The organism is Asanoa ishikariensis (genome assembly GCF_900107455.1).
Taxonomy (GTDB): Bacteria; Actinomycetota; Actinomycetes; order Mycobacteriales; family Micromonosporaceae; genus Asanoa; species Asanoa ishikariensis.
In genome coordinates, this window is sequence record NZ_FNQB01000004.1 from 739,383 (window position 1) to 764,531 (window position 25,149).

The window sequence follows — 25,149 nt, forward strand, 5'->3', positions numbered from 1 at the left end:
CGCGTGGCGGCGCGCACAACGTCGCGGCCCGTGCCAGGGGCCGACGCGCCGACGAACGGCGAGGATCTCGCACAGCGTTGTGAGGTTCCGGACCCCCCATCGATTGATCGGAACATCTCGATCCTTCTCGGGCCACCCTACGCGATTTAATCGATGGCCGCCCGCGGGGAGGCTTGCTAATTTGCGGCATGACCTCACCCCCGCCGGCGGGCAACGGCGCGCGACTCACCTACATGGCGCCGCTGTCCGCGACGCGGGCCGAGCGCCTCGTGGCCGACCTCGCCGTGCGATCGCCGTCCACTGTGGTCGATCTCGGCTGCGGTTGGGCAGAGCTGCTGCTGCGGGTCCTCGCGGCCTGCCCCGGTGCCAAGGGCGTCGGTCTGGACACCCACGAGCCCGACCTGGCCCGCGGTCGCGCCAACGCGGGCGCCCGCGGCCTCGACGGGCGCGTCACGTTCGTCGACGGCCCGGCCGCCGACCACCGCGATCCGGCCGACCTGCTCGTCAGCGTCGGCGCCTACCAGGCGTTCGGCACGATCGCCGAAGCCCTGAATGCCATGCGGGCGATGGTCAACCCGGGTGGGCGGGTGCTCTTCGCGGCCGAGTTCTGGGAGAGTCCGCCGCCGCCCGACAGGCTCGCCCGGATGTGGCCGGGCATGTCCGCCGACGACTGCACCGACCTGGCCGGGCTCGTCGACCAGGCCATCGCCGCCGGCTTCCGACCGTTGCGCGTCGAGACCGCCACCCGTGACGAGTGGGACGAGTTCGAGTCACTGCTGGCCGCCGACCGCGAAGAATGGCTGATCACCCATCCGGACCACCCCGAGGCGGCGGCGGTACGCGCGCAGGCCGACACCCAACGCGACATCTGGCTGCGTGGCCACCGCGGCCTGATGGGCTTCGCCTACCTGACCCTCGGCCCGATCTAACGACGGCCCTCCAGCGCGACCAGTGTGGCGTAGGTGACCGCGCCGTACACCAGGTGGGGAATCAGGTCGCTGAGCCAGTCGGTGGCCGACCAGGTGCGCGGGTCCGACACCTTCAGCCCAGCCAGGGTCCCGTCGCTGACGACCATCGCGCCGAGCCCGACCGCGGCCGCACCGACCGGCAGCGGCGGCCGCCAGCCATATCCGTGCAGCAGGCCGAACGCGACACCGACCGACACACCCGACAGCACACCGGAGAGGCCGCCGAGTCCGTTGAAGCGGTTCTGCCGGCGTGAGTTCTGGCCCGGTACGTCCACCGGGAGGTGCTTGACGATCGCTTCGGCGGTTTCGGCCGGCACGTCACTGGCCGGGCGGCCCCGCACGGCCATGTCGATGTAGGTGGTCGCGTCGAGCGCCGCACAGCCGGCCGCACCAGCCGCGGCGCCGGCGGTCGCACCGGACAGCAAGGTCAGGTCCATGCCCCGCACATGCCCCGCGAGCCCAGGGCCAAACGGATTAGCGTGCCGGCGAGTAGCAGGATGTGACCGTGGACATCCCCAGCCCGGCCCTCGCCCGCACCCTTGACCTGTCGGCCGTCCAGCGGTGGCTGCGGGGCCGCCGCGGCGACCTGCTCGCCGAGCTCGGCGACTACGTGTCCCGCGAGACGCCCAGCGACAGCAAGCCGCACCTGGACGCCGGCCTGGACTGGCTCACCGTCCGGCTCACCGAGGTGCTCGGGTCGCCCGAAGCGGTCCGACGGGTGCCGTCCGCGACCCACGGCGACACCCTGGTCGCCGACTTCGCGGGGGTCGGGCCGCGCCGGCTGCTGGTGCTCTGCCACTACGACACCGTCTGGGACGCCGGCACGCTCGCCGAGCGGCCGTTCGTGGTGGAGGGCCGGCTCGCCCGTGGGCCTGGCGTCTTCGACATGAAGGCCGGCCTGGTGCAGGCGCTGTGGGCGGTGCGCGCGCTGGACGCCGCCGGGCTGCCCCGGCCGCCGCTGCGGTTCGTCCTCAACGGCGACGAGGAGTTGGGCAGCCCCGCCTCCCGGTCGGTGATCGAGGCAGCGGCCGACGGTGTCACCGCCGCCCTGGTCCTGGAGCCCGGGCTGGGCGGCGCGCTCAAGACCGCCCGCAAGGGCATCGGCATGTTCCGGATCGACGTCACCGGCGTCGAGGCGCACGCCGGGCTCGACCCGGAGAAGGGGATCAGCGCGATCGACGAGCTCGCCCGGATCGTGCTCACGCTGCGGGCGGTGCAGGACCTCGGGCGCGGCACGAGCGTCAACGTCGGCACCATCTCTGGCGGTACGCGCGGCAACGTGATCGCCGGTCACGCCTGGGCGGCGGTCGACGTGCGGGTCGCCGCACCGGCCGAGGCACAGCGGGTCGATGCCGCGCTGAGCGCGCTGCGGCCCGCCGACCCGCGCCTGACCGTCACGGTCGGCGGCGGCTGGAACCGGCCGCCGATGACGCGTACACCCGGGATCGCGGCGATGGTCGACCTGGCCCGTGCCCTGGCCGTCGGGCTCGGCGAGGACTTGTCGGAATGCGCTGTTGGCGGCGGCAGCGACGCCAACTTCCTGGCCGCGCGAGGCGTGCCGTTGCTCGACGGCCTCGGCGCGGTCGGGGCCGGCGCGCACGCCCGCGACGAGCACATCGACGTCGACGCGACGCTTGCGCGCGCCGCGCTGATCGCCGCGATCGTCCACGCGTTCGCCCGGTAGGGACACCGTCGGATCGCCGACCGCCCGATTCGAGGGATGTAAACATTCCGTAGTCTCGATGTCACTGCGGGTATTTCCCTGCCCGCACGGGGGCTATGCAGGAGGTCGGATATGAAGGGACTTTTCCGCGTGGGTGCCGTGCTCGTGATGGCGGCGGTGGTGTTGACAGGTGTCCCGGCCGTGGCCGCGGAACCCAGTGGTGCGCCGGGATCGGCGACGTTCGACGGTCGCGTCATCGACCTGGGCAAGAGCTGGCAGGGCGCGCAGTCCTGCCTGGTGTTCGCGGCGGCGGACACACGTTGTTTCGCCTCGCACGCCGAGGCCGACAAGGCGTCGGGCTACCGGCGTGACGCGGACCCGCTGGTCGCCCAGACAGCGCGGGCGCAGGGAGCGGTCGTCGCGGCGGCGGTGCCGGCGTGCGGGTCCGGCTGGCTGTGCCTCTACGAGAACGTCAACGGCGGCGGGCGGCGGCTGCAGTTCAGCGACGAGTACTGGCACTATCTGGCGGACTGGGGCTTCAACCGGTCGACGTCGTCGTGGCGCAACAACCAGGGCGCCAGCGACGGAGGCCACCTGAGCCTCTACAACCTCACGTCCGTCTACAACTGCGGTGCCCGCTCGTACGCGCTTTCGATGGGCTCCTACAACGACCAGGCGTACGCCGTCTGGGGTTAAAGGTAGGTGTCGTAACCGATCACGGCCGGAGCGGTGACCTCGAGCCGCCCGACCTCGGTGGCCAGGACGCGTTCCTGCGCCAGGACGCGTCCGCTGCCGGGGTCGACGACGAACGTGTGGGTGACCGGCAGGCCGGTCCCATCGACGATGGCGGTGTACGCCTCGCCGGTGCGGCCGGCCCGGTCGGTGAGCGCGCCGATGTAGCGCAGCCCGGGCAGGCCGGCCAGGAGGGTCAGCGTCGCGGCCCGCTCCGCGGCGGTCAGCGCGCGTTCGTGGAGCAGGTCGGTGATGCCGCCGACGATCGTGGTGGCCGGGTCGGTGCCCGGCCGGGTGGCCGCCAGCCACTCGCGGAGCCGGTCGGGGTCGGTCGGCGGCCGATCCGGCCAGACGGCGACGAACTGGCCCGCCGTGTATTCCTCGGTGCTGCGGGTCTGGTCGGCGCCGGGCGATCCTTCGTCGCGCCATTCGTCGAGTTGGGCCCGCGTGGGTGACTCGGGTGGGAGGTAGGCGACCGTGCGCGTACCGGCGTTGTCCGGATCGCGCCAGATCTCGGTCTCGGTGGGGATGACGACGCAGGTGACCGTCGTGCCGGCGATGGCGCTGTTCAACGCCCAACTGCGGATCAGCACGTGGTCGCGGGTCGGTGTCGCGGCCGAGGGCTGGGCCGCGACCGTGGCGGCCAGCGCGAGCAGGCGGGGAGAGCCCGGCTCGGATGCGGCCGGACGCGGGCTGGTCAAGGGCGCCGGCGTCGCCCACGCGGTCGACGCTGCCTGGGGGAGGGCGACGACCACGACAAGCCCCGTGATCGCGACGAGCACCACGGCCGCCGCGGCGGCCACCCAGCCGGTGAACGCCCGGCGGGCCCGCGTGGGGGTCGGCGACGAGGCGAGGATGGTCCGCAGCGTGCGTTCACGCCGGTCGAGGTCGGCCACGTAGCCGTCGTCGGCGATGGGGTCGGTGGGACCGAAGAGCTCCCGCAGCCGGTCGGCGTCGTTCATCGACGGGTCCTCCGGCCGAGGAGCGTGACAAGCTGGTGCGCCCGGTTGGGCTGGGGATCCCACAGCTTGCGCAACCGGGCGACCCGGTTGCTGACGGCGGTGCGGCCGAGGCCGAGCACCTGGGCGACCTCGGGGACGGTGAGCCCTTCCCAGGCGATCAGCTCCAGGATCTCCCGGTCGCGGTCGCCGAGCTCGGCGAGGGCCTGCCGCAGCGCCATCCGGTCGACGATGCCGCTGGGCCGGTCGTCGCGGTCGGCCATCGTGGCGAGCGGGTCGCTGCCCGGGTCGTACGGGTCGTTGCGCTCGCGCTTACGGCGCCGGAACTCGTTGGCGAGCACGTTGCGGGCGGTGCGGTAGAGCCACGGCAGCGGGTGGTCGGCCGGAACGTTCTCCCGGCTCTGCCACGCGATCGTCATCACCTGGCCGACGATGTTGTCACAGTCCAGATCGGCCGCACGGCGGCGGACGAAGCGCCCGACGGCGTCGTAGTGCAGCCGATACATCGCTTCGAACCTCTCGTCATCGCTCGTCGAGCCCGTCACCGCCGTTGTGTCCACCTCCCTACGAGTCGTCACACCCGGCAGAGAAATTAGCGCCAACTGAGGAGACGGCCATAGAGCCGCGCCGCTGCGTCCACAGTGACCGTCCCTTCGCGATCGAACTGTTACCTAATTGCCCTGCCAGGAATGTGACGTCCAGGCCCCCGCCGGACACAAGCGGATCAGGATTCAGTCGACGAGGATGCATCCGAGGAGCGGCGATGACCGCACGGCAGCAGGCATCGAACCAGGTGACACATCGCCCGCGTCCGGGGCTGTTCGTCGTGCCCGCCGAGTGGCCGGCCGGGTTCGACCCGACCCGTCAGGTGTCCGGCCTGTTGATGACGCTTGACTGGTGCGACGGAAGAGTGGTCAGCGAGGAGCGCATCGAGCACGTCGGGCCGTGCTGGTCCGCGGTGCGACGCCCGCTCGTCGTGTCCGGCGTCCACTTCCTCGCCGAGCATCGACATGAGCAGCGACCGTGGCCGGTCACTCCGGGTCAGCCGGCGGCGTAGTCGTCCGGGTCGATCTCGATCATGAGGCCGTCCGGGTGCTCGAAACGGACCTCGGCCACGTCCATCCGGTGCAGCGTGTGGCCGTGCCCGACGTCGAGCAGGTCGGGCAGCGGATTGTGCGCGGCGAAGTCGAGCACCGCCCCGCGCAGGAGCGGCTCGCGCAGCCTGGTGGACCAGCCGGAGATCCAGAGCTGGCCGCCGTCGGGTGCCGTGATGGCCAGGACCGTGGCCACGTCGTAGTCGTCGCACGAGGTCAGGGCCTTGTCGACGGGGTCGCCGGCGGCGGCGAGGAGCAACGGTGAGCCGGCCCGGTCGAGCGCGTGCCGGACCGGGAACGGCCCGGGGCCACCGCGGGCCGTCGCGCGCCTGGCGACCTGGACCATGCCCGGCAGGTGCCCGGACGCGAGCGTGCGCACGAGCGCGACGAGAACGGTGGACTGCGCCATGACGGACCTCCCGGGGTGTGCCTGTTTAGTTAGGTTAGGCTAACCTCTCGGCAGATCCAACTCGTGGAGGCAACGTGAACCAATCGCGGCCGAAGGCGAAGCTCTCGCGGTCCCTCGGCATCCCGCTGACGCCCAAGTGCGTGAAGTACTTCGAGCGCCGGCCGTATCCGCCGGGCGTGCACGGTCGCGCGCGTCGCAAGGAGACCGACTACAAGGTCCGACTGCTGGAGAAGCAGCGGCTGCGCCATCAGTACAACGTCAGCGAGGTGCAGATGCGCCGGACGTTCGCCGAGGCGCACCGCAGCACCGGGAAGACCGGTGAGCGGATGGTGGTCGCGCTCGAGTGCCGGCTCGACTCGCTGGTGCTGCGGGCCGGCTTCGCGCGCACCATCTACCAGGCGCGCCAGGCCGTCGCGCACGGGCACATCGCCGTCGACGGGCGCAAGGTGGACCGGCCCTCGTACAAGGTGGCGCCGTTCCAGACCATCGAGGTGCGCGAGAAGAGCCGCGACAAGACCCCGTTCCAGGTCGCCGCGGCCGGCGCGCACGTCGGTGCCCGCACGGCGCCCTACCTGTCGACCGCGATCACGGACCTGCGTACGACGCTGATCCGGCTGCCCGAGCGGCCCGAGATCCCGGTCCTCTGCGACGAGCAGCTCGTCGTCGAGTTCTACAGCCGCTGACACGAAGCAGGGTCCCTTCCCCGAAACCGGCCGGAAGGGACCCTTCTTTGCGATCTTCAACATCCATTCATTTACATTCCTGAGGGTACGACCGCACCATAAGCGGTATGCCTCGTCGGTTGCTCACCCTCATCTCCGCGGCCACCCTTGCCGCCGTGATGCTGCTCGGCATCGCATCCCCCGCCGCCGCCGTCACCAACGCCGAGAAGCTCGCCGTCCTGTCGAGCTTCACCCAGACCAGTGCCAGCAGCTACAACGCGTGGAACGCGGCCCGCCTCAATCGCGGTCCGTGGCAGGCCTACAACTTCGACTGGTCCACCGACTACTGCTCGACCAGCCCCGACAACCCGTTCGGGTTCGCGTTCGAGCTCTCCTGCTACCGGCACGACTTCGGCTACCGCAACTACAAGGCGGTGGGCCAGTTCAGCGCCAGCAAGTCGCGGCTGGACAGTGCCTTCTACGAGGACCTCAAACGTTCCTGCGCGCGTTACAACGTCGCGCTGAAGCCGATCTGCGACGGCCTGGCCTGGACGTACTACCAGGCTGTGCGCGCGTTCGGCAAGGTCGTGGTCAGCCAGGCCGACCTGGACCGGGCCGCCGCCCAGATCGCCGAGGTCCGGCGCCAGGAGGCGCGGGCCCGCCGCTCCTGACCCACCGGTGATCGACCCGCCGCGCCCTGCCGCGGCGGGTCGATCACGGCGGCTGGGTTCCGGGCACCTGGTCGGTCACGGCCAAAAGGAGCGCGGTCAGCGCGGGGGCCGGCGGCGTGTCCCGGGTGACGGCGACCAGCCGGCGCCGCAGCGTCACCTCGGCGACGTCCCGGACGGCGACCGACGGGTCGTCGGCCGGCAGGGCCAGCACCGGCATCAGGGCCACCGCCGCACCGGCGCGGACGATCTCGAGCTGGACGCCGGCGTCGCTGGAGCGGTGGCGCAGGTCGGGCTCGTAGCCGCCGAGGGACCGGCAGGTGCCGACCACCATGGCGTGGTGGCCGGTTCCTTCGGCGGACGCGGTCCACACGGCCGACCGCAGATCGGCGACCGCGACGGGTCCGCCGGTGCCGGCCAGCGGATGCGCGGCCGGCAGCACGATCTTCATCGGCTCCTCGATCAGCACGGTGAAGCGCAGCCCGGCCGGGCGGGGGCGGGGCTGGCCGTCGTACTCGTCGCCGATGACCAGGTCGACCGCGCCCAGTCGCAGGCTCGGCAGGGACTGTTCGAGCTCGTACTCGAAGATTTCGACGCGTACGCCGGGATGGTCGGCGTTCATCCGGGCCAGCGCCGGGACCAGCAGCTTGCGGGCGGCGGACTGGAGGCCGCCGGCCCGGACGGTGCCCCGGATGTCGCCGCTGAGCGCGGCCAGGTCCGCCTCCGCCGACTCCGCCGCGGCCAGCAGGACGCGGGCGTGCTGCGCCAGCAGGCGTCCGGCGTCGGTGAGTCGCACGCCCCGCCCGGCCTTGGCGAAGAGCGGAGTGCCGACCTCCCTCTCCAGAATGGACAGTTGCTGGGAGACGGTCGACGGGCTGTAGCCCAGGGCCGTGGCGACCGCGGCGAGGGTGCCGCGCTCCTCGACCTCCCGGAGGAACCGCAGCCGGCGCAGGTCCAGCACAACCATGCGGGAATCCTAACGAGTTGGATCCATGAATCATCGCTGGACCTGATGACTTCCGCCACTGATCATGGTTCTCGTGGGTCCCGCACTGTGCCTCCTGTCCGCCGCGTGCTTCGGCGCCATGGCGATCTTCGGCAAGCTCGCGTACGACGCCGGGGTCTCGCCCGGTGCGCTGCTGCTCGTCCGCTTCACCCTGGCGGCGGCGCTGCTCGCCCTGCTCCTGCTCCTGCGGCCGGGCCTGCGCCGCACCCGAACGGATCGGCCGGCGACCGCGCGCGTGCTGCTCGTCGCGGTCGGGCTCGGCGCCATCGGGTACGCCGCGCAGGCGAGCCTGTTCTTCGCGGCCCTGGAGCGGATGGACGCCACGCTGCTGTCGCTGATCCTCTACACGTTCCCGGTCCTGGTCACCGTGTCGGCGGTGCTGCTCGGTCGGGACCGGCTCACCCCGGCCCGGGGCGCCGCGCTGGTGGCCGCGTCGAGCGGCACGCTGCTGGTCCTGCTCGGCGCCGGCGCGGTCAGCTTCCAGCCGACCGGGGCGGTGCTGGCCTTCGGCGCCGCGCTCACGTACACGGTCTACATCCTGGTGGCCGACACCATCGTGCACCGCCTGGCGCCGGTGGTGCTGTGCGCGCTGGTGATGGGCGGCGCCGCCGTCACTCTCGGCGGACGGGCCGTGCTGGCCGGCGGCGTGGACCTGACCTTCGGGCGGGCGGGCTGGCTCTGGCTGTCCTGCATCGCCGTGCTCTCCACGGTCGTGGCCATGCTGACCTTCTTCGCGGGCCTGAAGCGGACCGGCCCGTCGACCGCCGCCATCCTGTCCACCTTCGAACCCGTCGTCACGACCGCGTTGGCGGCCCTCACCCTCGGCGAGTCCCTGACCCCGCTCCAGCTCGCGGGCGCGGCCCTGGTGCTGTCCTCGGTCGCCGTGCTGCAGGTGCGCGTCGGCCGGCCCGGGACGTCCCGGGCCGGCCGCACGTCGGTCAGCCGTTGGTGGGGTGGCAGCTTGTCGTCGGGTTGGCCGGGGAGCCGTTCGGGCACTTCACCCAGACCTTGACCGAGTCGACGCTGAACACCGACGGGAAGGTCGCCGCGTTCGGGTTGTTGTTGTTCGAGCCGCCGGTCGCCAGGTTGACCAGTAGCTGCGGGTCCGAGCCCTGCCAGGTGAAGTTGGTGCCCTTCACCCAGGTGTTGTCGACCCACTTCTCGATCTGGCCGTTGCGCCAGACCAGCGTGTAGGTGTGGTAGTCGGACGCGAAGTCGAAGCCCGGGTGCCACACCCACTGGTTGGTCATGATGCTGTGGTAGTTGGAGCCGACACCGGCGCCGTGGTCGTAGCCCGTCCAGTCGAAGGTGTTCTGGGTGGGCGTGTCGAAGAACTCGACCACGTCGATCTCGGACGAGGTGTTCGGTGCCTGCTTGGCGTAGAGCCAGAACGCCGGCCACGCCCCGCTGCCACGTGGGATCTTCGCCCGGACCGAGAAGACGTACGTGCGTCCGTCCCGCGGATAGAACGTCTCCTTGGTGGTGATCTGGCCGCTGCTGATGCCGCCGTTGTAGACGCCGCCGAGGTTCGGCAGGGCGGTCAGTTCGAGCCGGTCCGAGGTGATCTTGTGGTTGGTGCCGTTGAACGGCTGATAGCGCTGCCACTCGTTGTTGATGACCGCCGTGCCGGCGATGCCGTACGGGTTGAAGTTCGTCGCCAGGTTGCTGACGTTGCGACCGGAGCCGGTGCCGAAGCGGTAGTCGCGCAGCAGCCCGAAGCCGCTGAGGTCAGGGCCGCTGCCGGTGGGCGGGGGAGTGGTGCCGCCGCCGACGAGCTCCCAGCGCTGGTGGCTGCCCGCGGAGCAGTCGTAGAGCTGCACGACGGTGCCGGCCGCGGTCGCCTGGCCCTTGACGTCGAGGCAGCGCCCGGACGCCGCGCCGCGGATGGTGCCGTCGCTGTTGACGGTCCAGCGCTGGTTGGCGCCGCCGTGGCACGCGTACGTGATGACCGGGGTGCCGTTGGCGGTCAACTCGCCCTTGGCATCGAGGCACTGGCCGTTGATGGTGATCTGGCCGGCGTCCGTGGTGGACCAGCGCTGGGACGCGCAGTTCTGGATCGTCGCGCTCGCGGTGCTGCTGGCGGGCGGGGTCAGGCAGCGACCGGAGCCGACCCCGCGGATCAGCACGTTGCTGACGGCGGCGGACGCGCTGCCGCCCGGCACGACGAGCAACGCGCTCGCGAGGACGGCGACGATGACGCCGGCAAGGCGTCTGGGCATGGGGACCTCCCGGATTGGACGGATCGATGGAGGTGCATGAACCGGTTCACGTCGCACTGTAGGGCATCTACTGAACCGGTTCAAGTCGCTGTATCGTCCGTACCCATGACGATCCGCGCCGACCTTTCCGACGGCTGGGTGCTGCGGCTCGCGGCGCCGGACGCGCCCGCGGTGCCGCCCGCCGTGCGTGCCGCCCTCCCGATCCCCGCGACCGTGCCCGGCACCGTGCACACCGACCTGCTCGCCGCCGGCCTCATCCCCGATCCCTACCTCGACCGCAACGAGCTCACCCTGGACTGGATCGGTCGGGTCGCCTGGGTCTATGAGCGCGACCTGCCCGCGGTGGGAGACGGACCCGTTGACGCCGTGCTGGCCTTCGCCGGCCTCGACACGGTGGCCACCGTCAGCGTCGACGGCGTGGTCGTCGCCCGCACGGCCAACATGCACCGCCGCTACGAGGTCCCGGTCCGCCTGCCGGCCAAGCTGTCGGTGCGCTTCGACTCCGCCTGGGACTACGGCGAGGCGGAACGCGACCGGATCGGCGCGCTGCCCAACCAGTACCCGGCACCGTTCAACTTCCTGCGCAAGATGGCCTGCAACTTCGGCTGGGACTGGGGACCGACGCTGGTCACCGCCGGCATCTGGCGCCCGGTCACGCTCATCCGCTCCGGGGAGGGGCCGCGGATCCGCGAGGTGCGCCCGAGCGTCACGGTCGAGGGCGCGCACGGCCGCGCGTCCTTCGACGTCCGGCTCGCCGCCCCAGCGGACGAAGCCACAGAGGTGACGGTCTCGGTGGAAGACATCTTGGCGACGGCGACCCTCGCGGCCGGGCAGGAGCGGGTCACGGTCGAGGTGACCGTCGCGGACCCGGACCTGTGGTGGCCGCGCGGCCTCGGCCCGCAGCCGCTCTACGACGCCGTCGTGCGGGTGCCCGGCGACGAGTGGAGCGCCCGGATCGGCTTTCGCAGCCTGCGCCTGGACACCACCGAGGACCCGGAGGGCACGCCGTTCACGCTGGTCGTCAACGGCCTGCCGGTGCCGGTGCGCGGCGCCAACTGGATCCCCGACGACTGCTTCCCGAGCCGGGTCACCGCTGACCGCCTGCACACCCGGATCGACCAGGCGGTCGACGCCGGCATCAACCTGCTGCGGGTCTGGGGCGGCGGCACCTACGAGAGCGACGAGTTCTACGCCGCCTGCGACGCCCGGGGCGTGCTTGTCTGGCAGGACTTCCTGTTCGCCTGCGCGGCCTACCCCGAGGACGAGCGGCTCGCGGCCGAGGTCGACGCCGAGGCCCGCGACAACGTCGCCCGGCTCATGCCACACCCGAGCCTGGTGCTCTGGAACGGCAACAACGAGAACATCTGGGGCTTCTTCGACTGGGACTGGCAGCAGGCGATCGCCGACCGCACCTGGGGTCTCGGCTACTACCTCGACGTGTTGCCGAAGGCGGTGCGGGACACGGACCCGACCCGGCCCTACTGGCCCGGAAGCCCGTACTCCGGGTCGATGGAACGCCATCCCAACGACCCGGACCACGGCCCGATGCACGTCTGGGACGTGTGGAACACCGCCGACTACACCGTCTATCGCGAGTACCGGCCCCGGTTCGTCGCCGAGTTCGGCTGGCAGGCGCCGCCCACCTGGTCGACGATGACCGGGTCGCTGCACGACGATCCGCTCACCCCGACCTCGCCGGGCATGCTGCACCACCAGAAGGCGTCCGATGGCAACGGCAAGCTCGAGCGGGGGCTGGCGCCGCACTTCCCCGTGCCGACCGACCTCACCGACTGGCACTTCGCCACCCAGCTCAACCAGGCCCGCGCGCTCGGGCTCGGCATCCGGCACTACCGCTCGCTGCGCCCGCGCTGCTCCGGCACCGTCGTCTGGCAACTCAACGACTGCTGGCCGGTCACCTCGTGGGCCGCGGTCGACGGTCAAGGACGCAAGAAGCCGCTGTGGTACGCGCTGCGCGCGGCGCACGCCGAGCGGCTGCTGACCGTCGAGCCGCGCGAGGCCGGCCTGGCCCTGGTCGCCGTCAACGACACCACGGCGTCCTGGCGGGTGCCGGTGACGGTGCGCCGGCTCTCGTTCGACGGGACGGTGCTGGCCGAGCACCGCACCCGCTTCGCGGCGGACCGGGTCGGCGCGGTGACGGTCCCGCTGCCTTCGGAACTCACCACGGCCGGCGACGCCGCACGAGAACTGCTGGTCGCCGAGGCCGACAGCGGCGAGCGGGCCCTGTGGTTCTTCGCGGAGGACAAGGACCTGGCCTACCGGCCGGCCGACCTGGACGCGCGGGCCGATCGCGACGGCGACGACATTGTGCTGACCCTGACCGCCCGCAACCTCGTGCGCGACCTGTGCGTCTTCGCCGACCGGGTCGACCCGGCCGCCGAGGCCGACGACTGCCTGGTCACCCTCCTGCCCGGCGAGCGGCGGGAGCTACGCGTCCGCGGCGTGCCGGCGGGCCGGGAGAAGGACCTGCTGGCCGCCCCGGTGCTGCGGACGGCCAACGACCTGATCGCGGGAGTGTGAGATGGGCGAGACGATCCTGTTCATCGGTGACAGCATCACCGACTGCTCGCGCGGCGCCGACAAGCTCGGCCTCGGTGGCGGCTACGTCGACGCCGTGGCGACCCGGCTGCGCGAGCGTGGAGACGACGCCGTCGTGCGCAACACGGGCATCGCCGGCAACCGGATCGCCCATCTCCAGGAGCGTTGGCAGGCCGACGTGCTCGACCACGCGCCGACCGCGCTGTCGGTCTACATCGGCGTCAACGACACGCTGGTGGCGTTCTGGGAGGGCCGGCCGACACCGCCGAAGCTGTTCGAGGAGCGTTACGCCGACGTGCTCGCACAGGCGGTCGCCGCCGGGGTCCCGCGCATCCTGCTGGTCGAGCCGTTCTATGTGGACACCGAGCAGGCGGCCGCGCCCTGGGCTCGGGGCAACGCCTTCGTGCGCGAGGATCTCGATCGCAAGCGGCCCATCGTCCGGGCGCTCGCCGAGCGCTTCGGCGCCGCGTTCGTCCCGCTCCAGGCGCCCGTCGACGCGGCCGTGGCCGAACGCGGGCCGGCGGTCCTGGCGCAGGACGGTGTGCACCCGTCCGCGCTCGGCCACCGACTGATCGCCGAGCGCTGGCTCGCCGCCTACGACGCGTTGACCGCGCCCGGCCGCTGACGGTCCGGCGCGGACAGCGCGAACCACTCCGACGCGAACCCGGCGAGCCGCGCGGTGCGGCCGCCGGGCAGCGTGAACGCGACGGGGTCCGGTCCGGTGTTGGCCACCGCGACCGTGACCCCGCCCGCGTCCCGCACGGCCAACGCGGCCAGCGGTGGTGGCGCCGAGACGGCCAGCACGGCGGCACCCGCCAGCGCGGCCAGCCGGGCCACGGCCCGGGCGGCGGGCGCGTCCGCCGGCAGCCGGACGTCCAGATAGGCCAGCGCGTCCGCGCCGGCCGGCACCGCCCGCGCCACGCTGGCCAGCACCCAGGTGGCGGCCAACGGGCCGAGCAGGCGGGCGGGCAGTGGGCCGGGTGGCGGTTCCGGTGCGTACGCGCCGGTCTCGTCGCGCCAGTCGCCGGCCACGTCGAGGAAGCTGACCGGTGCCAGCCGCACGGGCAGCCCCGTCGCCCGTGCCTGGGCGACCAGGTCACCGTGGGTCGCGGTCGCCTCCAGCACCGAGTCGTCGTCGGCCGCGTGCACCGCCCCGTTGAGCGGCAGCTCCACCGAGTCGCAGCCGGCCAGCGCCGGCGGGGTGGCGTTGAGCTCGTGGAAGCCACCCGCGGGCCGGAACGAGCGCGGCGAGAGCCGACCGTCATAGAGGGTCACCGGTGGGAGCACGCCGATGGGGGCTCCGAGTCGGACGGCGAGGCCCGGTGGCGCGGCGGCCCCGAGCAGCGGCGCGACCGCCCGGATCCGGATCCGCTGCGCGAAGCGGTCGCCGGGGTCCGCGTGCAGCCGTCCGGGCGGGGACGAGTACGCCTTGTACGAGGCGTCGGTCCAGTTGCGCTGGTCCTCGAACTCGAACGCCTCGCCAAGGAACCCGAAGGCGACTCGGGTCCCCCCGGACAGGCTGGCGTCCAGCCGGTCGAACCGCCGGTGGAACCGCCGGGCCGGCGCGTCGGTGTGGTCCCGGGTGACCACGCGCTCCGGGAACACGAACGTCGTCGGTGCACCGCCCAGCCACGATGTGGCCGCCCGGCCCTGATAGCCGGCGGCCGGGAACAGCACACAGAAGCCGATGCGGGCGTAGTCGAAGCCGTCCCGGGCGGTCGCCTCGAACTCCGCGTCGAGCTCGTCACCCTCGGCGGTGTACCTCAGCCGCACGTCGAGCGGGTGCGACGGCCACAGCGTGCTGGCCGTCGCCTCGAACCGGAACCCGCCCGGCGTCTGCGTCCGCGATCCGGAATGGACGGTCAGCGGCACCGTGCGCCAGAACCGGTCGCGGACCGCGAAGTAGATCCGGGACACCACCTCCTGGTCGCCGTAACGGATCGTGCGCAGGTCGAGTCCGTCTCCCCGGTCGGCCCGCGTCGTGAACCGCGCCACCCTCAGCCTTTCAGCGCGCCCTGGACCAGCGCGCTCTCCATGCGGCGGTTGAGCACCGCGTAGACGACGAACACCGGCAGCACCGAGATCAGCGTGCCGGCGCAGACCAGGGCGTAGTCGGTGATGCCCTGGTTGCCCTGGAGCGTCGGCAGTGCGACCTGCACCGTGCGGACCTTGGCGTTCGCGCCGACGATGACCAGCGTGTAGAGGTAGTCGTTCCAGAACGAGATGAAGTTGAGGATCGAGATGGTGGCGATGCCGGGCATCGTCAGCGGCAGGTAGATGCTGCGCAGCACCCGGAACCGGCCGGCGCCGTCGATCGTCGCGCTCTCCTCGAGCTCCTGCGGCACCGTACGCATGAACTGGGTCAGCAGGATCACCGCGAGCGGCTGGGCCGACGCCGGCAGGTAGAGGATCATGAATTCGCGGGTGTGGAACAGGTCGAGCTGGATGGCCAGCAGCAGGGTCGGGACCAGCGCGGCGAAACCGGGGATCAGGAAGCCCAGCGCGTAGATCCGCTCGAACACCGTGGCGATCCGGCCCTGTGAACGGGCCAGCGCGTACGCGGCGGGAATCGCGATGACCAGGGTCACCGCCAGCGACGCGGCCGTGATGTAGAGCGAGTTGAGCATCGCGTCGCCCAGGTTGAGCAGGTCCCAGACCCGGGTCAGGTTGTCGAAGCCAGAGGAGAACGTCGGGGCGAACGGCGCGTCCACGGCGTCGAGCTGTGACTTGAAGGCCGAGATGAACAGCCAGTAGAGCGGCAGCACCAGCGTGGCCGCGTAGACGAGCACGAGCGCGTAGGAACCGACGAGCCCAGGCGTGAACCGGCTGGGACGCTTGCGCCGCGGTGCGCGTACCACCGGGCGCGCCGGCTGGTTGTCCACTGTGGTCGATGTCGCGACAGCCATCAGTACCTCGCCCGGAAGACTCGCCGGATGATGACGAGCCCGACGATGCCGAGCACGAAGAGCACGAGCCCGATGGTCTGGCTGTAGCCGACCTCGGGGGAGCGGAAGCCGAACCGGTAGACCAGCCAGGCCAGTGTCGAGGTCGCCTCGCCGGGTCCGCCGCGGGTCAGCAGCAGCACCATGCCGGCCGAGCCGAACAGCGTCCAGAGATACTGCAGCATGGTCAGCACGCCGAAGTAGTCCCGGGTGATCGGGTACGCGACCCGCCACATCTTCTGCCAGTGGTTGGCGCCGTCGAGCTCGGCGGCCGCGTAGATCTCGTCGTCGATCGCCGACAGCCGCGCGGCGAACAGGATGCCGGTTAAGCCGAGGCCGGACCAGATGGTGACCAGGATCAGCGACGGCATCGCCCAGGTCGGGTCGGCCAGCCAGGCGGTGGCGTGCGCGCCCAGGCCGACCTGGTCGAGCGCCGAGTTGACCAGCCCCGTCGGGCCGAGCACGGCGACGAACAGCATGCCCATCGCGGAGAGCGAGATGAGCGCCGGCACGAACATGATGACCCGCAGGATGCGGTGGCCGGGCAGCTTGAGGTTGAGGAAGTACCCGAGCATGAACGCGCCGACCATGATGACCGGCAGCGAGACGGCCAGGTGGACGGCCGTGTTCTTCAGCGCGGTGAGCACCCGCTCGTCGTCGAGCAGCCGGGTGACGTTGTCGGCGCCGTTGAACGAGGCCGGTGCGGCCAGCCCGGCCCAGTCCATGAAGGCGACGACGAACATCGCCACCAGCGGGCCGATGGTGAACAGGACGTACCAGACCACGGAGGGCAGGGCGAAGACGATCAGCCCGCGGTCCCGCGTACGAGCGCGTTTCTTGCCGCCGCCGGGACGGGCGACGACGGGTGAGTCGAGGATGGCGGTCATCTACGGCCTTCCGCGTCATGGCGGCCCGCCCGGAGCACCGGGCGGGCCGCTCCGATCACTTCTGGTAGAGCTTGTCGAGTGTCTTGCAGAACTCGGCTCCGGTCTGGCCCTTCTTGCCGAGGAAGGCACTGCCGGCCGGCGCGTAGTCGGTGCCGGACGGGATGTAGGAGTCCGGCAGCACCAGGTAGTCGACCTTCGGGGCGAGCTCGTTGCCCTTGACCACCAGCGGCTGGGTCGAGGTGACGCTGCCGAGGATGTCGTTCTTCACGCTCATGATCTGCGAGCCCTCGGACACCCAGCCCTGCAGTGTCGTCTGCTCGTACATGAACTTGATGAACTTCTCGACCGAGGCGATCTTCTTCTCACCGTTGGGGGAGAGGAAGAAGCCGTTGGAGTGCCCCTGGAACGCGGTGGGCTTGGTGTACGCGCCCCCGGAGGACACCGGGAAGCCGGCGAGCTCGGTCGCGGACGCGATGGCCGGCGGCGCCTCGGTGTAGCTCCACGACCCGGACGGCATCATGGCCGCCTTGCCGTTGAAGTATGCCGAGGTCATCTGGTCGGCGGTGTAGCCCTGCACGTTGTCGACGAAGACGCCGGAGTCGCGCAGCTTGCCGAGCAGGTCGAGGCCCTGGACCGCGCCGGGGCTCGCGCAGTAGCCGCCCTTGGCGAAGATCTGCTTGGCCTCATCGGGCCGCACGAACTGCTGGACCATCCAGGTGATGAAGTTCTGCACCGGCCACTCGGCGCCGCCGAGCACCATCGGCGGGATCTTCGCCGCGCGCAGCTTGGCGGAGGCCGCGACCAGGTCGTCGACGGTCGCCGGCACCTGCGTGACGCCGGCCTGCTTGAGCAGGTCGGTGTTGTACCAGACGGGCCAGTTGAAGCTGGTGTAGGGGAAGCCGGCCACCTGGTTGTCGGCCTGGGTCCAGAAGGTCATCGCCTCGGGGACGATCTTGTCGGTCAGGCCCCATTCGTCGAGGTACTTCTTGACGTCGACGACCTGGCCCTGCGGCAGCCAGTCGCTGGTGTCCGGGGTCAGGTTGAGGATGACCAGGTCGCGCTCCTCGTCGGCCAGCTTCGAGGCCTCGTAGTTGTTCGCGATGTCGGTGGTGTTGGCCTCCTCCACGTCGATCGCGATGCCGGTCTGCGCGGTGAAGTCCTTGGCCAGCTTGTTGAAGTGGTCGCCGGTCGCGTTGCCCGTGGTGAACGACGACAGGATGGTCAGTGTCTGCGTGTCGGTCTCGGCGGCGTCGTCGCCCGAGCAGGCGGTCAGCGCGCCGGCCGCGAGCGACGCGGTGGCGAGCAACGCCGCCAGCCGGAGCCGCCGGTGGGTGGAACGAATCATGTGGACACTCCTCGGTACGGCGAACGAAGGGGAGTGGGGGGAACGGGGTCCGGTGTCGCCTGAACCGGTTCAGACAGATAGTCGTCCGCTGCCCGGCCAGGTGTCAAGGAAGAAGTTGCGCCGACGTTGCAGAAAGGTGTCAGGCGGAGGCGGGGCCGCTCGACTCGCGCGGCACGAAGCGTGGGTTGGGCATCCACACCGGCTCGACGAACTCCTGCCCGCCGATCGCCTCCAGCAGCAGGGTGGCGGCCACCTTGCCATCGTCGAACGGGTGCTGTGTGACGGTCGACAGGGCCGGGTGCAGGTACTGCGAGATGGTGATGTCGTCCCAGCCCACGATCGAGATGTCGGTCGGCACGCGCAGGCCGCGCGAGAACGCGGCGCTCATCCCGGCCACGGCCATCAGGTCGTTGGAGTAGACGATCGCGGTCGGCCGCGGGTCGGCGTCGAGCAACGCGGCGGTGGCCGCACGCCCGCCGGCCGCGGTGTAGTCACTCTCGATCCACCGGGACGCGTCGATGCCGTGTTCCCTGAACCGCTTCTGGTAGAGCTCGCGACGCAGCCGGGCGGGCGCGTTGGTCTGCGGACCGACCACCTGTGCGACCCGGCGGTGGCCCTGGTCGACGAGGTGCTTGACGACGTCGGTGATCGCTTCGCTCTCGTCGTAGACCAGCACCGGCATGGTGGTGCGCTCGGGCGGCCAGCCGAGGCTGACGAAGGCCAGCCCGGCCTCGCGGACCAGCGCGAACCGCGGGTCGTCCTGGCGCAGGTCGACGATCACCATGCCGTCGACCCGGCCGTCGTGGGCCAGCCGCAGATAGGCCTCGCGTTCCGCCTCGGTGCTCTCGACCACCTCGGTCACCAGCGAGTAGCGCGAGTGGGACAACACGCTCTGCAGGCCGGCCATCAGGCTCGTGTAGTACTGGTCGCTGGCCAGCGCCTCGGGCGACTTCTCGAAGACCAGGCCGATGGCGTACGCCCGGGACACGGACAGCGCGCGCGCCGGCAGGCTGGGCGTCCAGCCCAGCTCCCGCGCCTTCGCGACGATCCGCTCGCGGGTCTCCTCGCGCACGCCCGGTCGGTTGTTGAGCGCGTACGAGACCAGGGTCTTGCTCACTCCGGCGGCCGCCGCGACATCACTGATCCGAACGGTCCGTCGCCGGCCCGAGGCTTCCTTCATGGACGTTCGCTTTCTCGATTGGTCGACCTGAATGCTAAGGGTTGCCCGGTCACCATTCGGCGAACCCGCCGTCCCGATATCGCCACTGCGGGTTACCGACAGGTATGCCCGGTTCGCCTGCCGCCGCGCGGACCCTGTCCTCGTCGACCTCGATGCCCAGGCCCGGCCCGGTGAGGCGCGGCAGGTGCCCGTCGACCGCGACCAGCACCTCGGGGTTGCGCAGGATCGCCAGGTCCGGCGAGGTGGCCGCGTTCAGGTCGATGACGTGCTCCTGGGCGAAGAAGTTGGGCACGGCCAGGTCGAGCTGGACGCAGGCAGCCAGCGCCACGGGTCCGAGTGGGCAGTGCGGCGCCAACTGCACGTCGTACGACTCGGCCATGGTCGCGATCCGGAACACCTCGGTGATCCCGCCCGCGTGGGCCGGGTCCGGCTGGGCGATCGCGATGCCGGCCTCGAGCACGGGCACGAACTCCTCCCGCCCGAACAGCCGCTCGCCGGTCGCGATGGGCACGGACGTGCCGGCGGTGAGCTGCCCGATCAACCGTGAGTGCTCGGGCCGCAAGGGCTCCTCGAGGAATGCCGGCGCGGTGTGGGCGACCGCGTCGGCCAGCCGGCGGGCCTGGTGCACGGAGACCCGGCCGTGCAGGTCGATGCCGAAGTCCGCGGCGTCGCCGATCGCCTCTCGCAGGGCGGCCAGGTCGTCGGCGAACCGCGCGGTCATCGCGGGGGAGTCGAGGAACCCGACCGGCCCGGCGACGGACGCCTTGACGAGCGTGTAGCCGTTCTTCACCAGCGTGCGTGCGCGCTCGGGGTTGCCGGTGCGCTCCGGTGTGCCCCAGGCGTGCGTGTAGAGCCGCACCCGGTCCCGGCACGGGCCGCCCAGCAACACGTGCACGGGCGCGTCGAAGAACCTGCCGCGGAGGTCCCACAGCGCCATGTCCAAGCCCGCGACCGCGCTGGAGAGCACGGCGCCGCCGCGGTAGAAGCCGCCCCGGGTCAGCCGCTGCCAGTGCGCGGTGACCGGCAGCGGGTCCTCGCCGACCAGGTGCCCGCTGAGCTCGTGGACGGCGGCGGCGACCGTGCCGGGCCGGTGCTCCAGCGAGGCGTCGCCCCAGCCGACCAGGCCTTCGTCGGTGCCGACCCGCACGAGCACCTGCCGTTCGCCGAGCACGAACGTCTCGACGGTGGTGATCCGCATGTCAGTCCTCCCCGTGGCGCGGTGTGAAGCCGAGCAGCTCGCGCGCCCGGGTGGTGTCGATGGGCGCGGTGCGCCCCGGGAACCTCTCGGTTCTCGGCACCTTGGGCGCGTGCCGCGCCAGCAGTTCCTCGGTCGGCGCGTCCTGGAACGTGGTCGTCGCCGCGACGTGCACCACTTGGGCGCCGTCGCACGGCACGGTCAGGGCCAGCCGGAACGCCTCCGCGCCGTCGCGGACGTCGAGCCAGCCCCAGCCGTCGCCCCGGCCGCTTGCGGCGTTCTCGGCGGCCCAGGCGCGCAGTCCGGCCCGGTTGGCCTCCGAGATCATCAGCGGCAGCCGCAGGGCGAAGCCGGCCGCGCCGAACCGGCGACAGACGGCCCGCAGGGTCAGCTCGTCGACCTGTTTGGACAGCGAGTACGGGTCGGCCACGTCCGCCGGCGCCGTCTCGTCGATCGGATAGCGCGCGGGCGGCGGTGCGTGCGGGTTCATGATGAGGCCGGTCGCGTTGACGCTGCCGGCGACCACGAACCGTCGGACACCGAGCTCGGCGGCCGTCCACAGCACGGTGAACGTGGCGAGCGCGTTGTTGCCGAACACCTCGTCGGCCGGGTGGTGGAACGGGCTCGGGATCGCCGCGAGGTGGGCGACCCCGTCGACGCACTCGGCGGCTTCGGCGACCGCGGCCCGGTCGCGCGCGTCTCCGCGCAGCAGGGTGACGTCGTGGCCGTGCGCGCGCAGGTGGTCGACCACCGCCGTGCCGACCAGCCCTTCGCCGCCGGTGACCAGGACTCTCACGCCCGTGTCCGTTCGGCGACGACCGGCTCGCGGGCGTGCAGGATCGGGATCGCGGCGACTTGGACGGCGGTCAGACGGGACATGGGTGGCTCCTTGAACCGGTTCACGGCAAGCTCGGATAGGCTATCGCGATCTCCTGCCGAAACGTTAGGGAGGACCTCGATGGTCGAGCCGTACCAGGACACCGCCCTGCCGTTGGAGACGCGGGCCGACGACCTGCTGCGCCGGATGACGCTGCGGGAGAAGGTCGGCCAGCTCAACCAGCGGCTGCTCGGCTGGCAGACCTGGTCGCCGGGGCCGTCCGGCTATGAGCTGACCGAGGTCCTGGACGAGGAGGTCGCCCGCTGGGGTGGGCTGGGCGCGCTCTACGGCCTGCAGCGGGCCGACGCCTGGTCCGGTCGCGACTGGGAGAACGGCGTCGACTTCGCCGGCGCGCCCGAACTGGTCGCGATGGTCCAGGAAAAGGTGGTGGCGGCGTCCCGGTTCGGCATCCCGGCGCTGATGGTCGAGGAGGCGCCACACGGCCACCAGGCGCTGGGTTCCCAGCTCTTCCCCACGAACCTCGGCGCCGCGGCCACCTTCCGCCCGGATTTGGTTGAGCAAGCCGCGGCGCACACGGCCCTCGAGCTGCGCGCCCGGGGCGCCCACGTGGCCCTGGTCTCCGGCCTCGACATCCTCCGCGACCCGCGCTGGGGCCGGTCCGAGGAATGCTTCGGCGAGGACCCACTGCTCGCCTCGCTCTGCACCCGGGCGCTGGTGCGCGGCATGCGCGGCGTGGCCGTCGTGCTCAAGCACTTCGCCGGCCAGGGCGCCGGGATCGGTGGCCGCAACAGCTCCGGTGGCCCGATCGGCCCGCGCGAGCTCGCCGAGCTCCACCTGCCGGCGGCCCGCGCGGGGATCGAGGAGGGCGCGCTGGGCGTGATGGCCGCCTACAACGACATCGACGGCGTGCCGTGCGTCGCGAACGAGTCGCTGTTGACCGACGTCCTGCGTGGACAGTGGGGCTTCGAGGGCATCGTGATGGCCGACATGTTCGCGGTCGACCGCCTGCTGCGCGCGGCGCCGTCACCGGCCGCGGCGGGAGCCCTCGCGCTGCGGGCGGGCGTGGACCTGAGCATGTGCGACGTGTCCTACGCGGCGCTGGAGGAGGCCGTCTCGCTCGGGCTGGTGCCGGAGTCGCTCGTCGACCGGGCCTGCCGGCGAGTGCTGCTGCTCAAGCTGCGGTTGGGTTTGCTCGACCCGCCGGAGCCGCTTCCGGAGTTTCCCGAGGTGTGGCCGGCCCTGGCCCTCGTCGCCGGCACGACAGTGCTGCTGCGCAACGACGGCGTGCTGCCGCTGACCGCGGTGCCGCGCCGGGTCGCGGTGCTCGGTCCCAACGCCGACGACCTGTCCGCCCTGCTCGGCGACTACGTGCCGCCGGTGCGCGGGGGAGCGACGGTACTCGGCGCGCTGCGCACCCGGGTCGCGCGCACGGAGTACGAGCCGGGTTGCGGTCTGACCGGGCCGATCGAGGGCGGCGTGGAGCGCGCGGTCGCGCTGGCGGCGGAGGCCGACCTCGCGGTGCTGGTGCTCGGCGGCAGCAGCGTGCGGCACTACGACGACGACTTCGCCGCCAACGGCGCCGCCGCGCTCGGGGGCCGCCGCCCGACGGCGACCACGGGCGAGGGCTTCGACGCGGCCGAGGTGCTCCTGCCGGAGGCACAGCGCGCGCTCGCGGCGGCGGTCGCCGCGACCGGAACGCCCACGGTGGCGGTCATCGTCTCGGGCCGCCCGCAGGGCGTCGGCGCGGTCGTCGCGAACGCGCTGCTTTACGCCTGGTATCCCGGCCCGACCGGTGGCCGGGCGATCGCCGACCTCGTGCTCGGCGACCGGGAACCGACCGGGCGGCTGCCGGTCTCGCTGCCCGGCTCCAGCGGAGTCCTGCCGGTCGCCTACAACGAGCGCACGGAGACCACGGTGCGCTACGTGGACGCCGACGCCGCCGCCGAGTTCCCGTTCGGCCATGGCCTCGGCTACACGACGTGGGACCTCGGCCCCGCCACGGTGGAGGGTTCCTGGCCGGCGGTGACGGTCACGGCCGCGCTGCGCAACACGGGCCGGCGGCGAGGCACCCAGGTGGTGCAGCTCTATGCCCGTGCCCGCGTCCCGGGCCTGCTGCCCCGCAAGGCGGTCCTGGTGGGCTTCACCCACGTCACCCTCGATGCCGGCGGAACGGCGGACACCGCGGTCCCGGTCCTGGGCGACGCGCTGCCAGGCCTTGGCCGGCCCGGCGAGGTCGACCTCTGGCTCTCCGTCACCGGGGCTGGTGAACCCGTCGCGCCACTGACGGTTTCATCCTAGGACGCCTTAGAGGGTGTGCGCGGCACCAAAAGGGGAATGCGGCGGCCACGCAGACCACGTCAGGACGGGGCCGTCGTGAGCGATTCCTCTCGCCGGGTGGTGGACGCCGCACCCTTGGGGCTCGCCGCTTTCGGCGGCACCACGTTTCTGCTCAGCTTCTTCCTCGCCGGGACCGACGCGCTGCTGACCCCGACCGTTTTCGCCATGGCGCTCTTCTTCGGAGGTCTCGTACAGCTCGTCGCGGGCATCGTCGAGTTCAGACAGGGCAGCACCTTCGGTGCCACCGCGTTCTCCGCGTACGGCGCGTTCTGGATCGGTTATGGCCTCTTCGGTTGGCTCATCCGACCAACCCTGCCCACGGACGACGTGAACGTGGCCGACGGCCTGTTCGCCTTACCGTGGGCCATCCTGACCCTCTATCTGGCGGTGGCCACCCTGCGCATCTCCGGGGTGTTGCTGGCGCTGGTCAGCGGAGCGTTCGTCACGCTGTCCCTGGTCACCGCGGGCAGCTTCGCGGACTCGACGGCGGTGCTGCGGGCGGCCGGCGCCGTCGGGTTCGTGACGGCCGCGATCGCCTGGTACGGGTCGTTCGCGGGGCTCATCAACGGCACCTGGGGCCGGCACCTCATCCCCATCTTCCCGGACCCGGGCAGGCGGCTGGCTCATCTGGGCCGCGGACGCCCCCGCGTCCACTCAGTCACCTCGTCCGCCGGCGAACGCGAGCTCGACGCCGACCGGCAGGAAGGATCGGCACAGTGAGCGCTCTGACGCTGCGAGAGGCGACGAACCGCACCACGGCCGCCATGAGAAAGGCCGCCGAGCTGGGCGTCGCCGAGAACATCGCCGTGGTCGACGCGGGCGGTCACCTGGTGCACTTCGCCCGGATGGACGGCGCCTGGCTGGGAACGATCGACATCGCGATCAAGAAGGCGAGAACGGCCGCGCTGTTCGAGCGGCCGACGGCGGCGATCGGCGAAGTGTCCCAGCCCGGCGGCGAGCTCTACAACGTAGAGCTCACCAACGGCGGCCTGGTGACCTTCGGCGGCGGCCTACCCATCATCGCGGACGGGCACGTCATCGGCGCGGTCGGCGTGTCCGGCGGCGGAATCTCGGAGGACACCGCGGTCGCCGAGGCATTTCTCGCATGACGAAGGTCCGCTACGGGACCCAGCGGGTCGGTCCGGTCGACGTCTTCTTCCGCTGTCAGTGTGCGAGGACCCGGCTGACCGGATGTCCCAGGAGCGCGGCCGCGTGGGCGGGGGTCGGGTCCGGGTGAAGACGCCACCTGGCCGAGCCTCGGAAGCTATGTTCCTAGCAGGGAGGGGGTTCCTGATGACGTCTATTGCCATCGCGCTCGTCCTTGCGATTGTCGGTGTCGTGGCCATGGTGTTCGGGGCACGTGACGACTCGTCGGGCCTCGTCCTCGTCGGCGTCGTTCTCCTCATCGGTTCGGTCGCCATGGGCGGGCGCGCCGTCTATCGACTGTTGCAGGTCACCAACCGTCAATGAGTGGCGCCTGCCCACGGGC

The 25,149-nt window shown here is 71.7% G+C and carries 26 protein-coding genes; 13 read left to right on the forward strand and 13 right to left on the reverse strand.

The features are described 5' to 3' along the window. Positions 1-188: 188 nt before the first annotated feature. A complete protein-coding gene (locus BLV39_RS36110; RefSeq protein ID WP_090802358.1) occupies positions 189-929 on the forward strand; it encodes an SAM-dependent methyltransferase in 741 nt (246 codons plus the stop codon). On the opposite strand, the gene BLV39_RS36115 is transcribed toward BLV39_RS36110, so the two are convergent. After that, complete coding sequence (locus BLV39_RS36115) at positions 926-1,405, reverse strand: hypothetical protein (RefSeq protein ID WP_090802360.1); 480 nt, start codon at positions 1,403-1,405, stop codon at positions 926-928. The genes BLV39_RS36110 and BLV39_RS36115 overlap by 4 nt on opposite strands. A 68-nt stretch (positions 1,406-1,473) precedes the next feature. Here BLV39_RS36115 and BLV39_RS36120 point away from each other — a divergent pair, with 68 nt between their 5' ends. Next, positions 1,474-2,652 carry a M20 family metallopeptidase gene (locus BLV39_RS36120; RefSeq protein WP_204082681.1) on the forward strand — a complete coding sequence of 393 codons (1,179 nt, stop codon included), beginning with the start codon at positions 1,474-1,476 and terminating at the stop codon, positions 2,650-2,652. Positions 2,653-2,763: 111 nt separating this feature from the next. Further along, a complete protein-coding gene (locus BLV39_RS36125; RefSeq protein WP_143050036.1) occupies positions 2,764-3,327 on the forward strand; it encodes a peptidase inhibitor family I36 protein in 564 nt (187 codons plus the stop codon). Here BLV39_RS36125 and BLV39_RS36130 read toward each other — a convergent pair. Continuing rightward, a complete protein-coding gene (locus tag BLV39_RS36130) occupies positions 3,324-4,325 on the reverse strand; it encodes a CU044_5270 family protein (RefSeq protein ID WP_090802365.1) in 1,002 nt (333 codons plus the stop codon). The genes BLV39_RS36125 and BLV39_RS36130 overlap by 4 nt on opposite strands. Beyond that, positions 4,322-4,828 (reverse strand): RNA polymerase sigma factor, encoded by a 507-nt coding sequence (locus BLV39_RS36135; RefSeq protein ID WP_143050037.1) that lies wholly within the window; start codon positions 4,826-4,828, stop codon positions 4,322-4,324. The genes BLV39_RS36130 and BLV39_RS36135 overlap by 4 nt, the downstream gene beginning before the upstream one ends. A 257-nt stretch (positions 4,829-5,085) precedes the next feature. Here BLV39_RS36135 and BLV39_RS36140 point away from each other — a divergent pair, with 257 nt between their 5' ends. Then, the gene (locus BLV39_RS36140; protein WP_090802369.1) at positions 5,086-5,379 is read left to right on the forward strand and encodes a hypothetical protein; all 294 of its coding nucleotides are present in this window, start codon (positions 5,086-5,088) and stop codon (positions 5,377-5,379) included. Here BLV39_RS36140 and BLV39_RS36145 read toward each other — a convergent pair. Then, entirely contained in the window at positions 5,364-5,825 is a 462-nt protein-coding gene (locus BLV39_RS36145) for a hypothetical protein (protein WP_090802371.1), read from the reverse strand. The genes BLV39_RS36140 and BLV39_RS36145 overlap by 16 nt on opposite strands. A 74-nt stretch (positions 5,826-5,899) precedes the next feature. Here BLV39_RS36145 and rpsD point away from each other — a divergent pair, with 74 nt between their 5' ends. After that, positions 5,900-6,508, forward strand: a complete 609-nt coding sequence (rpsD, locus tag BLV39_RS36150; RefSeq protein ID WP_090802373.1) for a 30S ribosomal protein S4 — start codon at positions 5,900-5,902, stop codon at positions 6,506-6,508. 107 nt (positions 6,509-6,615) lie between these two features. After that, positions 6,616-7,158 (forward strand): phospholipase, encoded by a 543-nt coding sequence (locus BLV39_RS36155; protein WP_090802375.1) that lies wholly within the window; start codon positions 6,616-6,618, stop codon positions 7,156-7,158. A 43-nt stretch (positions 7,159-7,201) separates the two neighbouring features. Here BLV39_RS36155 and BLV39_RS36160 read toward each other — a convergent pair whose 3' ends face one another. Continuing rightward, the gene (locus BLV39_RS36160; protein ID WP_090802378.1) at positions 7,202-8,122 is read right to left on the reverse strand and encodes a LysR family transcriptional regulator; all 921 of its coding nucleotides are present in this window, start codon (positions 8,120-8,122) and stop codon (positions 7,202-7,204) included. 73 nt (positions 8,123-8,195) lie between these two features. On the opposite strand from BLV39_RS36160, the gene BLV39_RS36165 reads away from it, so the two are divergent. Then, positions 8,196-9,173, forward strand: a complete 978-nt coding sequence (locus BLV39_RS36165; protein ID WP_239083512.1) for a DMT family transporter — start codon at positions 8,196-8,198, stop codon at positions 9,171-9,173. Here the strand turns inward: BLV39_RS36165 and BLV39_RS36170 are convergent. Continuing rightward, positions 9,100-10,380, reverse strand: a complete 1,281-nt coding sequence (locus BLV39_RS36170; RefSeq protein WP_090802381.1) for a ricin-type beta-trefoil lectin domain protein — start codon at positions 10,378-10,380, stop codon at positions 9,100-9,102. The genes BLV39_RS36165 and BLV39_RS36170 overlap by 74 nt on opposite strands. A gap of 105 nt (positions 10,381-10,485) precedes the next feature. Between BLV39_RS36170 and BLV39_RS36175 the strand changes: the two genes are divergently transcribed. Beyond that, positions 10,486-12,918 carry a glycoside hydrolase family 2 protein gene (locus BLV39_RS36175; RefSeq protein ID WP_090802384.1) on the forward strand — a complete coding sequence of 811 codons (2,433 nt, stop codon included), beginning with the start codon at positions 10,486-10,488 and terminating at the stop codon, positions 12,916-12,918. 1 nt (position 12,919) lies between these two features. Next, positions 12,920-13,561, forward strand: a complete 642-nt coding sequence (locus BLV39_RS36180) for an SGNH/GDSL hydrolase family protein (RefSeq protein ID WP_090802386.1) — start codon at positions 12,920-12,922, stop codon at positions 13,559-13,561. Here BLV39_RS36180 and BLV39_RS36185 read toward each other — a convergent pair. From BLV39_RS36185 to BLV39_RS36215, 7 genes are all read right to left on the reverse strand, one after another. Next, positions 13,531-14,931, reverse strand: a complete 1,401-nt coding sequence (locus tag BLV39_RS36185; RefSeq protein ID WP_090802388.1) for a D-apionate lactonase family protein — start codon at positions 14,929-14,931, stop codon at positions 13,531-13,533. The genes BLV39_RS36180 and BLV39_RS36185 overlap by 31 nt on opposite strands. 2 nt (positions 14,932-14,933) lie before the next feature. After that, positions 14,934-15,842 carry a carbohydrate ABC transporter permease gene (locus tag BLV39_RS36190; protein WP_090802390.1) on the reverse strand — a complete coding sequence of 303 codons (909 nt, stop codon included), beginning with the start codon at positions 15,840-15,842 and terminating at the stop codon, positions 14,934-14,936. Continuing rightward, positions 15,842-16,765: a carbohydrate ABC transporter permease gene (locus BLV39_RS36195; RefSeq protein ID WP_090802393.1), complete on the reverse strand. Its 924-nt coding sequence runs from the start codon at positions 16,763-16,765 to the stop codon at positions 15,842-15,844. Before BLV39_RS36195 ends, BLV39_RS36190 begins: the two co-directional genes overlap by 1 nt. 55 nt (positions 16,766-16,820) lie before the next feature. Further along, a complete protein-coding gene (locus BLV39_RS36200; protein WP_090802395.1) occupies positions 16,821-18,110 on the reverse strand; it encodes an ABC transporter substrate-binding protein in 1,290 nt (429 codons plus the stop codon). 139 nt (positions 18,111-18,249) lie between these two features. Next, entirely contained in the window at positions 18,250-19,290 is a 1,041-nt protein-coding gene (locus BLV39_RS36205; RefSeq protein ID WP_090802397.1) for a LacI family DNA-binding transcriptional regulator, read from the reverse strand. A 49-nt stretch (positions 19,291-19,339) separates the two neighbouring features. Further along, a complete protein-coding gene (gene dgoD, locus BLV39_RS36210) occupies positions 19,340-20,488 on the reverse strand; it encodes a galactonate dehydratase (protein WP_090802399.1) in 1,149 nt (382 codons plus the stop codon). A 1-nt stretch (position 20,489) separates the two neighbouring features. Further along, on the reverse strand, positions 20,490-21,281 hold the full coding sequence (locus BLV39_RS36215) for an NAD-dependent epimerase/dehydratase family protein (protein ID WP_204082680.1): 792 nt from the start codon (positions 21,279-21,281) through the stop codon (positions 20,490-20,492). A gap of 162 nt (positions 21,282-21,443) precedes the next feature. On the opposite strand from BLV39_RS36215, the gene BLV39_RS36220 reads away from it, so the two are divergent. The 4 genes from BLV39_RS36220 (at position 21,444) to BLV39_RS43345 (ending at position 25,130) form a co-directional block, all read left to right on the forward strand. Then, positions 21,444-23,621, forward strand: coding sequence for a glycoside hydrolase family 3 N-terminal domain-containing protein (locus tag BLV39_RS36220; protein WP_176985246.1), 2,178 nt, complete (start codon positions 21,444-21,446; stop codon positions 23,619-23,621). Between the two features lie 75 nt (positions 23,622-23,696). Continuing rightward, positions 23,697-24,380: an acetate uptake transporter gene (locus BLV39_RS36225; protein ID WP_204082679.1), complete on the forward strand. Its 684-nt coding sequence runs from the start codon at positions 23,697-23,699 to the stop codon at positions 24,378-24,380. Next, positions 24,377-24,769 (forward strand): GlcG/HbpS family heme-binding protein, encoded by a 393-nt coding sequence (locus BLV39_RS36230; RefSeq protein WP_090802407.1) that lies wholly within the window; start codon positions 24,377-24,379, stop codon positions 24,767-24,769. The genes BLV39_RS36225 and BLV39_RS36230 overlap by 4 nt, the downstream gene beginning before the upstream one ends. A 184-nt stretch (positions 24,770-24,953) precedes the next feature. Then, positions 24,954-25,130, forward strand: a complete 177-nt coding sequence (locus tag BLV39_RS43345) for a hypothetical protein (RefSeq protein WP_176985247.1) — start codon at positions 24,954-24,956, stop codon at positions 25,128-25,130. Positions 25,131-25,149 lie beyond the last annotated feature (19 nt).

Coding starts and splice junctions, on each gene's coding strand:
- BLV39_RS36110 (WP_090802358.1), top strand. CDS start 189: ATGACCTCACCCCCGCCGGCGGGCAACGGCGCGCGACTCACCTACATG.
- BLV39_RS36115 (WP_090802360.1), bottom strand. CDS start 1,405: ATGGACCTGACCTTGCTGTCCGGTGCGACCGCCGGCGCCGCGGCTGGT.
- BLV39_RS36125 (WP_143050036.1), top strand. CDS start 2,764: ATGAAGGGACTTTTCCGCGTGGGTGCCGTGCTCGTGATGGCGGCGGTG.
- BLV39_RS36130 (WP_090802365.1), bottom strand. CDS start 4,325: ATGAACGACGCCGACCGGCTGCGGGAGCTCTTCGGTCCCACCGACCCC.
- BLV39_RS36135 (WP_143050037.1), bottom strand. CDS start 4,828: ATGTATCGGCTGCACTACGACGCCGTCGGGCGCTTCGTCCGCCGCCGT.
- BLV39_RS36140 (WP_090802369.1), top strand. CDS start 5,086: ATGACCGCACGGCAGCAGGCATCGAACCAGGTGACACATCGCCCGCGT.
- BLV39_RS36145 (WP_090802371.1), bottom strand. CDS start 5,825: ATGGCGCAGTCCACCGTTCTCGTCGCGCTCGTGCGCACGCTCGCGTCC.
- BLV39_RS36155 (WP_090802375.1), top strand. CDS start 6,616: ATGCCTCGTCGGTTGCTCACCCTCATCTCCGCGGCCACCCTTGCCGCC.
- BLV39_RS36160 (WP_090802378.1), bottom strand. CDS start 8,122: ATGGTTGTGCTGGACCTGCGCCGGCTGCGGTTCCTCCGGGAGGTCGAG.
- BLV39_RS36170 (WP_090802381.1), bottom strand. CDS start 10,380: ATGCCCAGACGCCTTGCCGGCGTCATCGTCGCCGTCCTCGCGAGCGCG.
- BLV39_RS36175 (WP_090802384.1), top strand. CDS start 10,486: ATGACGATCCGCGCCGACCTTTCCGACGGCTGGGTGCTGCGGCTCGCG.
- BLV39_RS36180 (WP_090802386.1), top strand. CDS start 12,920: ATGGGCGAGACGATCCTGTTCATCGGTGACAGCATCACCGACTGCTCG.
- BLV39_RS36190 (WP_090802390.1), bottom strand. CDS start 15,842: ATGGCTGTCGCGACATCGACCACAGTGGACAACCAGCCGGCGCGCCCG.
- BLV39_RS36195 (WP_090802393.1), bottom strand. CDS start 16,765: ATGACCGCCATCCTCGACTCACCCGTCGTCGCCCGTCCCGGCGGCGGC.
- BLV39_RS36200 (WP_090802395.1), bottom strand. CDS start 18,110: ATGATTCGTTCCACCCACCGGCGGCTCCGGCTGGCGGCGTTGCTCGCC.
- BLV39_RS36205 (WP_090802397.1), bottom strand. CDS start 19,290: ATGAAGGAAGCCTCGGGCCGGCGACGGACCGTTCGGATCAGTGATGTC.
- dgoD (WP_090802399.1), bottom strand. CDS start 20,488: ATGCGGATCACCACCGTCGAGACGTTCGTGCTCGGCGAACGGCAGGTG.
- BLV39_RS36220 (WP_176985246.1), top strand. CDS start 21,444: ATGGTCGAGCCGTACCAGGACACCGCCCTGCCGTTGGAGACGCGGGCC.
- BLV39_RS43345 (WP_176985247.1), top strand. CDS start 24,954: ATGACGTCTATTGCCATCGCGCTCGTCCTTGCGATTGTCGGTGTCGTG.